Here is a 13,622-nt window from a genome sequence, read left to right as displayed (position 1 = left end):
TGCCGAAGTTCATGTAACGTCGCACGGTCAGGCGAACTGGCGCAGAAAGCGCAGATCGTTCTCGAAGAACAGCCGCAGGTCATTGACGCCGTAGCGCAGCATGGCCAGGCGCTCGGCTCCCATGCCGAAGGCGAAGCCCTTGTAGCGCTCCGAATCGATGCCGGAATGGCGGAACACCTCCGGATGCACCATGCCGCAGCCCATGACTTCCAGCCATCCACTATGGGAGCAGACGCGACAGCCATCACCGCTGCACATGACGCACTGGATATCGACTTCGGCCGAGGGCTCGGTGAACGGGAAGTAGGAAGGCCGGAAACGGACCGAGAGATCATCACGCTCGAAAAAGGCGTGCAGGAAGTCCTCGATGGTGCCCTTGAGATCGGCAAAGCTGACATCCTCGTCGACCAGCAGCCCCTCCACCTGATGAAACATTGGCGTGTGGGTCAGATCGGAATCGCTGCGATAGACCCGCCCTGGGCAGACAATGCGAATCGGCGGCGCCTGCTCCTTCATGGTGCGCACCTGGACCGGCGAGGTGTGAGTGCGCAGTAGTCGGCTGGCATCGAAGTAGAAAGTATCGGCCATGCCCCGCGCGGGGTGGTGAGCGGGAATGTTGAGCGCTTCGAAGTTGTGGTAGTCGTCCTCGATTTCCGGCCCCACGGCGACGTCATAGCCGATGCGAGTGAACAGACCTTCAATTCGCTCCAGGGTGAGCGTCACGGGATGCAGGCCTCCGCTTGGCTGGCCACGACCGGGCAGCGTCACGTCGATGCGCTCGGCGGCCAGCTGCGCCTCCAGCGCCGCCTTCGACAAGGCCTGCCGCCGCTCGTCCAGCTCCTGGGCCAGTGCCTGCTTGGCCTGGTTGATACGTTCGCCTGCCGCGGGACGCTCATCGGCCGGCAGCTTACCCAGCCCCTTCAGTTGAGCGGTAATCTCGCCCTTTTTGCCGAGATAGCGCACGCGCAGCTCATCGAGCGCCGCAATGCTGTCGGCGGCCTGGATGGCTTGACGGGCCTCGGTGACCAGTGTGGGAAGGTGGTCCATCCGTTGAGCTCCGAAATCGTTGATCTTGTCTGAAAAAACGTCGTGTTTCGATCGACAAAAAAACAGGGGAAGAGCGGCTGCTCTTCCCCTGCGACGGTCTGGCGTTGAAGGAGACCGGCCAACGCCGGCCCGACGCCATCGGTCGGAATCGCTTACTGGGCAGCCTTGGCCTTCTCGACGATGGCAGCAAAGGCAGCCTTCTCGTGAACAGCCAGATCGGCCAACACCTTGCGGTCGATCTCTATACCAGCCTTTTTCAGGCCACCGACGAAACGGCTATAGGACATGCCGTGCTGGCGCGCACCCGCGTTGATACGCTGGATCCACAGGGCACGGAACTGACGCTTGCGGTTGCGACGGTCACGATAGGCATACTGGCCTGCCTTGATGACGGCCTGCTTGGCCACGCGGAATACGCGTGAACGAGCGCCATAGTAGCCCTTGGCCAGCTTCAGTACTTTCTTGTGACGACGACGAGCGACGACACCACGCTTGACACGAGTCATAGCTTTCTCCTGACGTTAAAATAGAACAAGCAGAGGCTTACAGGTTCGGCAACATGCGCTGAACGAGGGCCTTGTCGGCGTCGTGGATAAGCTTGGTGCCACGCAGATGACGCTTACGCTTGGTCGACTTCTTGGTCAGGATGTGGCTACGGTAAGACTGCTTGTGCTTGAAGCCATTGGCAGTCTTCTTGAAGCGCTTGGCAGCGCCACTATTGGTCTTGATCTTCGGCATGAGTCAATTCTCCGCTCGAGTTTTTTAGAAAATCCGTGGCCTATGGCCGGCAATGACGCCGACCATCCGTTTGACTGGCCGTCGGATCACTTCTTCTTGGGGGCAATGATCATGATCATCTGGCGCCCTTCCATTTTGGGGAAAGACTCCACGGTCCCGATCTCGTCGAGATCCGCAGCGATCCTCTCCATCAGCTTGCGGCCGATGTCCTGGTGCGCCATTTCACGGCCGCGAAAACGCAGCGTGACCTTGCCCTTGTCGCCACCTTCGAGGAATCGGATCAGGTTTTTCAGCTTGACCTGATAGTCGCCCTCGTCGGTGCCAGGCCGGAATTTAACTTCCTTGACCTGAATCTGCTTCGTTTTCTTCTTTTGAGCTGCCTTCTGCTTCTTCTGCTCAAAGACGAATTTACCGTAATCCATGATCTTGCAGACGATGGGGTCGGCATTGGAAATCTGGACGAGGTCCAAACCGGCCGCTTCGGCTCGCTCCAGTGCTTCACTGGTGGGCACTACGCCCAGCTGCTCGCCGTCGCTGTCGATCAGGCGTACCTGATCCTCGGTAATACGCTCGTTCATTGGGGGGCGCTTGTCCTGAGGACGTCCGCGCTGGCTGCTTCGCTTGATCGTTCCGTCTCCGTTCCGGTAATTGACAGTGTCGTTACCAACCTTCGGCCCGAACACGCTCGATGAATTCATCGACGGTCTGGACGCCGAGGTTTTCGCCGGTGCGGGTGCGCACGGCAACCGAGTCGGCTTCGACTTCCTTATCCCCTACCACAAGGAGATAGGGAACTTTCTGCAACGTATGCTCGCGGATTTTAAAGCCGATCTTCTCGTTCCTCAAGTCCGCCTTGACGCGAAGACCGATTTTCTGCAAGCGACGCTCCAATTGTACCGCATAGTCGCGCTGCGCATCGGTAATTGTCATCACCGCCACCTGCTCGGGCGCCAACCAGAGCGGCATCGCCCCGGCGTAGTGCTCGATCAGGATACCGATGAAGCGCTCAAAGGAGCCGAGAATGGCCCGATGCAGCATGACCGGCGTCTTGCGCTCACCGTCCTCATCGACGAATTGAGCGTTCAACCGGCCGGGCAGATTGAAATCCAGCTGCAGTGTACCGCATTGCCAGACGCGATTCAGGCAATCGCGCAAAGCGAATTCAATCTTGGGTCCGTAGAAGGCGCCCTCACCCGGCTGCAGCTCCCATTCAAGGCCGGTGGCATCGAGGGCCGCCTCCAGTCCCTGCTCGGCCCGGTCCCACAGCCCTGCCTCGCCCATGAAGCCATCGGGGCGAGTCGACAGCTTGAGCTCCACGTCGTCGAAGCCCAGCTCCTTGTAGACCTTGAGCGTCAGGGCGATGAAGTCTTCCGCTTCAGCCTGAATCTGCTTCTCGGTGCAGAAGATGTGCGCATCGTCCTGGGTAAAGCCGCGCACCCGCATCAGGCCGTGCAGTGAACCGGACGGTTCGTTGCGATGACAGCTGCCGAATTCCGCCAGGCGCAGGGGCAGGTCACGGTAGCTCTTGAGCCCCTGGTTGAACACCTGCACATGGCAGGGGCAGTTCATCGGCTTGACCGCGTATTCGCGCTTCTCCGACTCGGTGGTGAACATCAGGTCGCTGTAGTGCCCCCAGTGACCGGACTTCTTCCACAGCGACAGGTCTACCACCTGCGGGGTGCGAATCTCCTGGTAGCCGTGCTCGACCTGTACCTTGCGCATGTACTGCTCGAGCGCCTGATAGATGGTCCAGCCATTGGGGTGCCAGAACACCATCCCCGGCGCCTCCTCCTGAAGGTGGAAAAGGTTCATGCGCTTGGCCAGCTTGCGGTGATCGCGCTTCTCGGCCTCTTCGAGGCGCTTGAGATAGGCCTTCAGCTGCTTCTTGTCACCCCAGGCCGTGCCATATACCCGGGTCAGCATCGGGTTGCTGGCATCGCCACGCCAGTATGCGCCGGCCAGCTTGGTCAGCTTGAATGCCTTCAGGTGCCGGGTGTTGGGCACATGGGGCCCCCGACACATGTCAGTATATTCCTTGTGCTGATAGAGCCGAATCGTCTCCCCCTCGGGAATCTCACGGACGATCTCCTGCTTGTAGGGCTCATCGCGATGCAGGAAGGTCAGCATCGCCTGATCGCGGTCCACATACTCGCGAACGACGTCATACTCCTCGTCGATCAGCGCCTTCATGCGCGTCTCGATCGCGGCCAGATCGTCCGGGGTGATGGAAGCACCAAAGTCGATATCGTAGTAGAAACCATCGTCAATCACCGGACCGATGGCCATCTTCGCCTGGGGATAGAGCTGCTTGACCGCATGGCCGATCAGGTGAGCGCAGGAGTGGCGAATGACCTCGAGACCTTCCGGATCGCGGGCGGTGATAATTGCCACTTCGGCGTCATGATCGATGACATCGGCAGCGTCCACCAGTGCGCCGTCAATCTTGCCGGCGACACAGGCCTTGGCCAGGCCAGGCCCGATCGATTCGGCCAACTGCATTACGGAAAGGGATTCGTCGAAGGTTCTCTGGCTGCCATCCGGCAGGGTCACGATGGGCATTGAAGCGTCCTTGTGCGCAGTGGTGATCCATACCAGGGATCACGTGCCGCAGTTAGTGGCGTAGTTCAAAACAGTTCAAAACAGTCCATGACGGGTCACGACAGCCGACAAGACTACCAGATGCCCCCCTTCTCACGCCACGCCATGAAAGCTGGCCGTGGCAGGCCGGGGGTGCGGAACGGAACAGGGGCACCCGAAGGTGCCCCTGTCTACTACAAGCGGCCTTGATTCAGGCCCCCGGGTCCGATCGTGAGATCAGTCCCAGTTGACGATTTCCACGCGACGGTTCTGCGCGCGACCTTCGTCAGTCTCGTTGGTGGCGACCGGACGCGATTCGCCATAGCCAACGGTGGTCATGCGGTTGGCGTCAATACCGCGAGAGACGAGGAAGTCCCTGACGGAATCGGCGCGACGCTGGGAGAGACCCTCGTTGTACTCGGCAGAACCGACATGATCGGTGTGGCCTTCGATACGCACACGCATATCGGGATTCTCACGCAGGGTATTCGCAACCTGTTCGAGCTCGCGGTATGCACCTTCACGAATTTCGGAAGAATCGAAGGCGAAGGTAACTTCGCTATCCAGCACTACCGGTTCGAACTCCGGTGCAGGTGCCGGTGCAGGCTCCGGCATCGGCTCGGGCTCAGGCTCGGCAACCGGTGCTGGCGTGCGGTCGGCACACAGCAATGCACCAATAGCTGCACCGGTAGCGCCACCAACACCAACACCCTGGTCCTCATCGGAGCTGCCGCTGACGGCATAGCCGATGCTGCCGCCGATCAGGCCACCAGCGACACCACAGACCACAGGCTGCTGATACCAGGGACGATCTGTTGAGGCAGTCGCCCCACCCTGAGTATTGGCACAGCCGGAAAGACCGATGACGAGAGCAGAACCTAACAGCAAGCCAGTCGTAGATTTTTTCATTACAAGACTCCTTCTTGATTCATCTTCGGGCAGTCCATTGTCGAGGACCCGAAATATCCGGGAATTCTGGGACCCGGTTCTTCACAGTGTAGGCCTTAATCAGCCACTCTCAAAGCATAACCTAATTCAACTGTCCGAGAATTAGGCAGCCTCGACGCCAAGCGCAGAAGACTATACAAGCCTGCGCAAACAATCAAAGCGTTGCATCGAAATAGTACTGTACAATGCATGTACAGCATAGTCATGTCCAGGCCGTGCTTGCCTCAATGGAGGCTGCCGGGCCAGGTCCGACGAAATTCCAGCACCTCGGCCGCGGCCTTCAACACTGGCTGGCGCAGTTCTGCCTCCACCTCCAACCGCTCGCGATCCTCTCGCATCCTGTCGCGCGGGGTGAGCGCCTTACGTGCTGAATGGGTATGCAGGTGCTGGGTCCGGGCATAAACCTCGCCAAAGGGACGAAAGGCCGGACGTTCCAGCAACTGGGGGTCGAGTATCTCCAGCAACACCTTGCAGCGCCAAGCCCCCTCGGTGACGTCCACCTGCTCCTGCAATAGCGACGAGGCGACGATCTCCAGATTTTCCAGACAGTTGGTGTGAGCGCGCTGGATCTCATCCTGCTTGGCGGCTTGCCGGCGATTGATCTCACGCCAGAGTGTTAAGGCGTAGGCGCCCATACCGGCAGTGATGGCCACGCCCACCGCAAGCAGGATCAGGGCAGTCGTTGTCGTCATGGCTTCTTCCAGCCTGTGGTTACGAATTAGCTTGAATTGTACCTCACCCATGGGCAGGCGATACACTCAGGGCAGCAGATGAGCCACCAGGGTAGCATCGCTACAAGCCACGAAAGGCGAGTTGATTAGGCTTTCAGCATGGTTGTAGCGCAATGTCAGCCCGCTCTCCAGGCTCAACACCGCCCCGCCGGCACCCTCCAGAACGCCCTGCCCTGCAGCGGTGTCCCACTCACAGGTTGGGCCGACTCGCGGATAGAGGTCAGCACCTCCTTCGGCAATCCGACAGAACTTCACCGAACTCCCATATCGCTGCAGCCGAGCATCGGGAAACATCGAAACCAGACGCTGGGTCGCGTCGTCAATATGAGCCCGACTGGCCACGATTCGGAGTGGGTTACCGACGCGCACCCTCAAGGGCTCACGGAAATCCTCGCACCAGCGCCAGGCGCCCAGGCCCGAACCGCCGGCCCACGTCAAGCCAGTGGCAGGGGCATGGACCATACCAAGCAACACATGGCCATCCGTGACAAGCGCCACATTGACGGTGAAGTCGTCATAGCCATCGACGTAGTCGCGCGTGCCGTCGAGTGGGTCGACAAGCCAGTAGCATTGCCACTCCCGCCGGACCGTCCAGGGCACTGTCGCCTGCTCTTCTGAAAGCACAGGCAGGTCCACCAACTGGGGCAAGCCTGCCGCAAGGCGTCGGTGAGCGGCGTAATCTGCCTCGCTGACAGGACTCCCGTCACGTTTATACTGCACATCGTGACCGATCGATCGAAAGGCCAGTATATCCCGCCCCGCCGCTTCGCAAAGCCCACGCAACGCCTCAAGGCTCGGCAGTTGCATCGGCGTATCGCCGCTAGACATCGCCACCCCCTTTGCCAAACGGAGAACCAACGCCATCGGAAAAAATGGCTTTGACCCGCTTCACCCCTACCGGAGCGAGCTATCAACCAAAGTATAATAGATCAGCCGAAAGGGTCATCAACGACAGGCGCAGGAGAGTCCCAGGCCGTCATTGATACCGAGAGGGAAAAAGAGGCAAAGAAAGGAAGTGAGGGAGGAGGCGAGCGTCAGGGCGCCGAGGTTTCGGCGCCCCGCCATTACAACGCCCAGAGGGCTGCGTAGTGATCAAGGAGCAGAACCCCGAACACGCCAAGTATATAGCGAATAGAGAACCAGAATGCGGCCAGAGGCGCCTCGGGATCGTGGCCTCGCCAAACCTTCCAGTTCCAGTACATGAAGCGGCTATTCAGTGCCAGAACGCCAACCAGATAGACCGCGCCGCTCATGCCCTGATGATCGACGGCGTAAAAGCCGGATGGCAAGAGCACCGCCGCGGCGCTCTGCGAGCCGGTCTCNGGCTATCGAAGTACTCGCCGCCGCCACGGGCGGCAAAGCGCTCGAACTCGGCCTGAAGGCCGATCTCGTCGATATGGAAGCCGACGATATTGAGGCGCACGTCCACCCCCTCCTCGATCAGTGCCTCCACGGAGGCGGCCACATCCCCGTCACAGGTCTCCTCACCGTCGGTAAGCATCACCACCAGGCGAGGCTGACCCGCGAAATCGGAAAGGTCATCGAGTACGGCACTGATCGAGGCCGCCGGCGCCCAGGCGGTGGGAGTTGTCATCGCTCTGGACCGGCAGGAGTGCGGTGTGGATGAAGGTGCAGGCAAGCATCAGAGCGCCATTCAGGAAGTCGAGGCACGTTACGGCATGCCGGTCATCAGCATCGTGACGCTGGATATGGTGCTCGCCTACCTGGAAGAGCAGGGCGGCGAGGCGTTCAGCGGCCATGCCGAGGCCATCCGCGACTACCGTGCCCGCTACGGTATCGCTGTCGATTAGTCGTTGTCGATGAGATGTCACCAATAAGGAGCATTCGATGAAAACCCTCACGAGGCAGTTTGCCCTTGCCACCTTCGCGGGCGCCCTTCTGGCAGCGAGCGGGGCGCACGCGGCTTCCGGTAGCCTGGACTTGAACCTGGGCCCGGATGCGGTGCAGTTCGAGGCAAACGGCGAGCTGGCGCATGGTATCAACCTGGGGGGCGGCGTGCTTCACAGCGACTATCGTGACGATGCCACCATTTATCATGCCCAGCTGCTCGGCGTTCAGCGCAATCGTGACCGTGATATCGGCGTGGGCGCGCGCTGGACCCATTACGATACCGATCATGGCAACGGCGGCGGTCTGGGCCTGGGGGGTTATGGCTATGTCTTCCTGCCCCAGATGCCCGATGTCTCGGTGGGCGGCTACGGTTTCTATACGCCCAGCGTGGTGACCAGCAGTGACCTGGACGACGGCTACGAGCTGGGTGTTCGTGCCCGTTATTCCTTTACTCCCAACGTGGATGGCTATGTGGGCCTGCGCCAGGCGGCGGCCGATTTCGACAATGGTCGCGGCAATCGCACCCTGGACCGGGGCGCGCAGGTTGGCGTGCGCCTGAGTTTCTGATACCGGCAATATGCCCTGTATCGGCGGGCCCCTGCGGGGGCCCGCATGCGTTCTCACTGGCAGGTCGCCATGCTCGATGTCGTGCTGTACGAACCCGAAATACCGCCCAACACCGGCAACCTGATCCGGCTGTGCGCCAATACCGGCTTCCGGTTGCATCTCATCGAGCCGTTGGGCTTTGTGCTCGACGACAAGCGCCTGCGGCGCGCCGGGCTCGACTACCATGAATGGGCCGCGGTGAGGGTGCATCGCGACTGGCCGGCCTTTCTCGATGCGGTAGCGCCCAAGCGGGTGTTCGCCGTCTCGACCCGGGGCCGCACCGGCTATCATGAGCCGGCCTACCGCGAGGGCGATGCTCTGCTCTTCGGCCCGGAGACCCGCGGCCTGCCCCAGGCAATGCTCGATGCGCTGCCCCCTGAGCAGCGGCTGCGTATCCCCATGCTGCCCGACAGCCGCAGCCTCAATCTTTCCAACGCCTGTGCGGTGATCGTCTTCGAGGCCTGGCGTCAGCTGGGCTATCCGGGCGCGCTCGATCTCGCCGGCAAGGAGTGAAGCATGTCGATCAAGCAGCGCCTGGCCAAGCTCAACCCTCGCCAGCAGGAAGCGGTGCGCTATATCGACGGCCCCTGCCTGGTGCTGGCCGGCGCCGGATCCGGCAAGACCAGCGTTATCACCACCAAGATCGCCTACCTGATCCAGGAGTGCGGCATGAGCGCCCGCCGCATCGCCGCGGTGACCTTCACCAACAAGGCCGCCCGGGAGATGAAGGAGCGCGTGGGGACGATGCTCAAGGGCAAGGAGGGCCATGGCCTGACGGTCTCGACCTTCCACACCCTGGGGCTCAACGTCATTCGCGGTGAGCTCAAGGCGCTGGGCTACAAGCCGGGCTTCTCGCTGTTCGACTCCGAGGATGCCAAGGCGCTGCTGCGCGACCTGATGAACAAGGATGCCCAGGTCGACGCCGATCAGATCAACCAGGTCCAGCATCAGATTTCCGCGTGGAAGAACGACCTCATCCTGCCCGGCCAAGCGCTCTCCCATGCCGCCGACGAGAACGAGCAGTATGCCGCCAGGGTCTACGAAGCCTACGTGCGTCACCTCAAGGCGTACAATGCCGTGGACTTCGATGACCTGATCCTGCTGCCGGTGGTGCTGCTGCGCGATAACCCTGACGTGCTGGCACGCTGGCGGCGCAAGATCCACTACATGCTGGTGGACGAGTACCAGGACACCAATGTCTCGCAGTACCTGCTGGTCAAGCTGCTGATGGAAGAGCGCAAGACCTTCACCGTGGTGGGCGACGACGACCAGTCGATCTACGCCTGGCGCGGTGCCCGGCCGGAGAACCTGGTGACCCTGGGCGAGGACTTCCCGCGGCTCAACGTGATCAAGCTGGAGCAGAACTACCGTTCCACCGGCACCATCCTGCGGGCGGCCAACACCCTGATCGCCAACAACCCCCACGTCTACGAGAAGACCCTGTGGTCGGAGATGGGCCAGGGGGCGGCGATTCGCGTGGTGGTCAACAGCCACGAGGAGGCCGAGTCCGAGCGGGTGGCCAGCGAGATACTCACCCGGCGCATCAAGGAGCGGGCGGAGTGGCGCGACTTCGCGGTGCTCTATCGGGGCAACTTCCAGGCGCGGCTGCTCGAGCTCAAGCTGCAGCACTACCAGATTCCCTACAAGCTCTCCGGCGGCACCTCCTTCTTCTCGCGCAACGAGATCAAGGACGCCATGGCCTACCTGCGGCTGCTGATCAATCCGGCCGACGACAACGCCTTCCTGCGTATCGTCAACGTGCCGCGCCGGGAGATCGGCCCCGGCACCCTGGAGAAGCTGGCCAACTACGCCACCGAGCGCGGCGCCTCGCTGTTCGCCGCCTGTCACGAGCTGGGCCTGGAGCAGCAGCTTCCGGCCCGGGCGGTGGAGCGCCTGGGGCGCTTCACCCACTTCATCGACGGCGTGCGCCGCCGGATGGACGGCGGGGATGCGATTGCCGCCATCCGCAGCATGCTGCACGAGATGGACTACGAGGCATGGCTCTACCAGAACGCCAGCGCGCCGACCATCGCCGAGAAGCGCATGGGCAATGTCTGGATCCTCATCGACCAGCTCGAGAAGTCGATGCGGACCGACCCTGAAGACATCAGCCCGGAAGAGAGCACCGCCAGCGAGGAAACCGAGACGGATACGGTGGAAGCCGCCATCTCCCGGCTGGTGCTGCGTGACATCCTCGAGCAGCAGGCCGAGGAGGACGACACCGACAAGGTACAGCTGCTGACCATGCACGCCTCCAAGGGGCTGGAGTTTCCTCACGTTTACCTGATGGGGCTCGAGGAGGAGCTTCTGCCTCACCGCAACGCCATCGAGGCAGGTACCGTGGAGGAGGAGCGACGCCTCGCCTATGTGGGCATCACCCGCGCGCGACGCACCCTGACGCTGACCCTGGCCCGCCAGCGCAAGGCCTTTGGCGAGCTGATGGACTGCGCCCCCAGCCGGTTCCTCGACGAACTGCCGCAGGAGGATCTGGAGTGGGAAGGCCAGCCCGACCGGGAAGACCCGGAGAAAAAACAGGCGCGGGGCAAGGACGCCATTGCGGGGCTGCGCTCACTGTTAGGCTGAAGGCTCTTTATTGGGCTGAGGGCTCTTGCCACCAATGCAAACGGGGCGCCAATGGCGCCCCGTTTGGACTAACGTGACTCGAATCAGCGAGTCGGCTCGACCAGATAGTCGGTAGCCGCGCGCACCTCGTCGTCGGACAGGTTGGCATGGCCACCCTTGGGCGGCATGGCGCCGATGCCGGTGATGGAGTTCTCGTAGAGAGTCTCCATGCCTTTCTCCATGCGCTCGGCCCAGTGGCCTTCATTGCCGCGAATCGGCGCGCCGGCGGCCCCGGTCATGTGGCAGGCCATGCAGGCCTGATTGTAGATCGCCTCGCCGTCGATATCGGCCCATGCTGGCTCGTCATCGACGGGAGCTGCTTCTTCCGTAGCAGCTTCTTCAACGGCTTCGTCTTCGACCGCTTCTTCGGCTGCGACGGCTGCAGCTTCGGCTTCCTCTTCCACCGGACCTTCTTCGGTCACGGCTTCTTCGTCGGCTGCAGCATCCTCGGCGGGTGCTTCGTCAGCTGCCGGCTCCTCATCGGCGGCGGGCGCTTCATCAGCCACCTCTTCGTCACCCACTTCCGGCACGTCCATCACCGGCTCGAGTAGATAGGCGGTAGACGCGGCCACTTCCTCGTCGGAAAGGTTGGGGTTGCCGCCACGGGCTGGCATGGCACCGATGCCGTTGATGGAGTTGGCCAGCAGCTCGTCCCAACCCTTGTCGATGCGGTCTGCCCAGCCGCCCTCGTCGCCGCGAATCGGCGCGCCGGCAGCCCCGGACTCATGACAGGCCGCACAGACATTGCCATAGATGGATCCACCATCGATGCCGTTCGCGGGTGCATCCCCTTCCGCTTCGCGGGCGGCAGCGGTGCCGCAATCCTCACCCTGCAGGCAGAGGTTGCCGGCAGGCTTCAGGCGCTCGGCAATGGCATCCCGGTCCACTTCGGCATGGACGGACGAGGCGCCCGCGGTCAGGCCCAGGGTGGCCAGACACCCCATGATCAACTTGCTGGATTTCACTCTCACCACCTCCCGACGGTCCTGTAATCGTTATCAGCTCGTGGCGCGTCGGCACACGAAAGCCGCGGACACCATGAAGCACACAATGCAGCGTAGTATACCGATAACCCAAACCGCTGGAAAACGCCGTTGCCCATGTCTTTGGCATGAGAGGCGGGCCACGACACGGCTGCAGCTGTCGCAGGGGGCGTTCGGGCGCTTCCTGGCACAGTTCTATGGCCGCTGTGGCCTGCAACAGGGTATCGTGGGCATCCTATCCTGATATGACTCGATGACGACAGGGGCGCGCGTGTACGACTTCACTATCATTGGCGGCGGGATCCTCGGGCTTTCCACTGCCATGCAGCTGATTGAACGCTTTCCTGAGAAGAAGATCGTGCTGCTGGAGAAGGAGGCGGGGCCCGCCCACCACCAGACCGGCCACAACAGCGGCGTGATCCACGCGGGCGTCTACTACGCCCCCGGCAGTCTCAAGGCGCGCTTCTGCCTGGAGGGCAACCGCGCCACTCGCGAATTCTGCGAGCGCCATGCCATCGACTTCGAGATCTGCGGAAAGTTGCTGGTGGCGACCAATGGCCAAGAAATGCAGCGTATGGAAGCGCTGTGGGAGCGCACCGGGGCCAATGGGCTGGAGCGGGAGTGGCTTTCAGCCGGGGCGCTCAAGGAGCGCGAGCCCAATATCACCGGCATCGGCGGAATCTTCGTTCCCTCCAGCGGCATCGTCAATTACGCGCGGGTCGCCGAGGCCATGGCGACCGAATTCGAGCGCCACGGCGGCCAGATCCGCTATGGCCATGACGTGACGGCGCTTGCCGAGCGAACCGGTGAGGTGATCGTCACCACCTCCCAAGGAGAGTTCAACAGCCGCTACCTGGTGAGCTGTTCGGGATTGATGGCCGACCGGGTCGTGCGCCTGCTGGGCCGGAACCCGGGTTTCACCATCTGCCCGTTTCGCGGCGAGTACTACCGTTTGCCCGACAGGCACAGCGGAATCGTCAACCATCTCATCTACCCCATTCCCGACCCCTCCATGCCCTTTCTGGGCGTACACCTCACCCGCATGATCGATGGCTCGGTGACGGTGGGACCCAATGCGGTGCTGGCACTGAAGCGGGAAGGGTATCGCAAGAGCGATTTCTCGCTGTCCGACATGGCACGCATGTTCACCAATCCGGGAGTGTTAAAGGTTCTGGGCCGCAACCTGAAGCCGGGCCTCGCCGAGATGAAGAACTCGCTGTTCAAGAAGGGCTACCTTGCGGAGGTGCGCAAGTACTGCCCCAGCCTGACCCTGGAAGACCTCGAGCCCTGGCCCGCCGGGGTGCGTGCCCAGGCGGTTTCCCGGGACGGTCGACTGATCGACGACTTTCTGTTCGTGAACACCCGCCGTACGGTTAATGTCTGCAACGCCCCTTCGCCGGCGGCCACTTCGGCCATTCCCATCGGACACCATATCCTGGAAAAGGTCAGCGAGATGGTGCAGTCCACCTGAGTCTCACGGCACCTCATATCTCGCCGTGGGCGATAACGTACGCTTGCA

General features: G+C 61.8%; 13 protein-coding genes and 1 pseudogene. 5 read left to right on the top strand and 9 right to left on the bottom strand.

The window, feature by feature from the left end; genetic code table 11:
* Window positions 1-27: 27 nt before the first annotated feature.
* From pheS to cysQ, 8 genes are all read right to left on the bottom strand, one after another.
* A complete protein-coding gene (gene pheS, locus LOKO_RS02105; RefSeq protein ID WP_066444450.1) occupies window positions 28-1,047 on the bottom strand; it encodes a phenylalanine--tRNA ligase subunit alpha in 1,020 nt (339 codons plus the stop codon).
* A gap of 152 nt (window positions 1,048-1,199) precedes the next feature.
* Window positions 1,200-1,553, bottom strand: a complete 354-nt coding sequence (gene rplT / locus LOKO_RS02100; RefSeq protein ID WP_043517631.1) for a 50S ribosomal protein L20 — start codon at window positions 1,551-1,553, stop codon at window positions 1,200-1,202.
* 37 nt (window positions 1,554-1,590) lie between these two features.
* Entirely contained in the window at window positions 1,591-1,785 is a 195-nt protein-coding gene (gene rpmI, locus LOKO_RS02095; protein WP_043517630.1) for a 50S ribosomal protein L35, read from the bottom strand.
* A gap of 86 nt (window positions 1,786-1,871) precedes the next feature.
* On the bottom strand, window positions 1,872-2,483 hold the full coding sequence (gene infC / locus LOKO_RS02090; protein ID WP_083517385.1) for a translation initiation factor IF-3: 612 nt from the start codon (window positions 2,481-2,483) through the stop codon (window positions 1,872-1,874).
* A complete protein-coding gene (thrS, locus tag LOKO_RS02085) occupies window positions 2,446-4,344 on the bottom strand; it encodes a threonine--tRNA ligase (RefSeq protein WP_066444444.1) in 1,899 nt (632 codons plus the stop codon). The genes infC and thrS overlap by 38 nt, the downstream gene beginning before the upstream one ends.
* Window positions 4,345-4,599: 255 nt before the next feature.
* Window positions 4,600-5,271 (bottom strand): OmpA family protein, encoded by a 672-nt coding sequence (locus LOKO_RS02080; protein ID WP_083517384.1) that lies wholly within the window; start codon window positions 5,269-5,271, stop codon window positions 4,600-4,602.
* A gap of 263 nt (window positions 5,272-5,534) precedes the next feature.
* Window positions 5,535-6,002, bottom strand: a complete 468-nt coding sequence (locus LOKO_RS02075; RefSeq protein WP_066444433.1) for a DUF2489 domain-containing protein — start codon at window positions 6,000-6,002, stop codon at window positions 5,535-5,537.
* 66 nt (window positions 6,003-6,068) lie between these two features.
* A complete protein-coding gene (gene cysQ, locus LOKO_RS02070) occupies window positions 6,069-6,869 on the bottom strand; it encodes a 3'(2'),5'-bisphosphate nucleotidase CysQ (protein ID WP_066444431.1) in 801 nt (266 codons plus the stop codon).
* Between the two features lie 725 nt (window positions 6,870-7,594).
* Between cysQ and LOKO_RS02055 the strand changes: the two are divergent.
* The 4 genes and pseudogenes from LOKO_RS02055 to rep all read left to right on the top strand — a co-directional run.
* Window positions 7,595-7,852 (top strand): annotated as a pseudogene (locus tag LOKO_RS02055) (orotate phosphoribosyltransferase); the annotation flags it as partial.
* Between the two features lie 37 nt (window positions 7,853-7,889).
* Window positions 7,890-8,459 (top strand): YfaZ family outer membrane protein, encoded by a 570-nt coding sequence (locus LOKO_RS02050; RefSeq protein ID WP_066444421.1) that lies wholly within the window; start codon window positions 7,890-7,892, stop codon window positions 8,457-8,459.
* 69 nt (window positions 8,460-8,528) lie between these two features.
* Window positions 8,529-9,011 carry a tRNA (uridine(34)/cytosine(34)/5-carboxymethylaminomethyluridine(34)-2'-O)-methyltransferase TrmL gene (trmL, locus tag LOKO_RS02045; protein WP_066452173.1) on the top strand — a complete coding sequence of 161 codons (483 nt, stop codon included), beginning with the start codon at window positions 8,529-8,531 and terminating at the stop codon, window positions 9,009-9,011.
* A gap of 3 nt (window positions 9,012-9,014) precedes the next feature.
* On the top strand, window positions 9,015-11,081 hold the full coding sequence (rep, locus tag LOKO_RS02040; RefSeq protein WP_066444419.1) for a DNA helicase Rep: 2,067 nt from the start codon (window positions 9,015-9,017) through the stop codon (window positions 11,079-11,081).
* Window positions 11,082-11,164: 83 nt separating this feature from the next.
* Here rep and LOKO_RS02035 read toward each other — a convergent pair whose 3' ends face one another.
* Entirely contained in the window at window positions 11,165-12,085 is a 921-nt protein-coding gene (locus LOKO_RS02035) for a c-type cytochrome (protein ID WP_083517383.1), read from the bottom strand.
* A gap of 289 nt (window positions 12,086-12,374) precedes the next feature.
* Between LOKO_RS02035 and lhgO the strand changes: the two genes are divergently transcribed.
* A complete protein-coding gene (gene lhgO, locus LOKO_RS02030) occupies window positions 12,375-13,574 on the top strand; it encodes an L-2-hydroxyglutarate oxidase (RefSeq protein ID WP_066444417.1) in 1,200 nt (399 codons plus the stop codon).
* The last annotated feature ends 48 nt before the right edge of the window (window positions 13,575-13,622 follow it).

It is taken from the genome of Halomonas chromatireducens, from assembly GCF_001545155.1.
In the GTDB taxonomy this organism is placed as follows: Bacteria; Pseudomonadota; Gammaproteobacteria; order Pseudomonadales; family Halomonadaceae; genus Halomonas; species Halomonas chromatireducens.
Note: the sequence above shows the minus strand (reverse complement) of the source record. Positions and strands in the feature narration are given on the sequence as shown.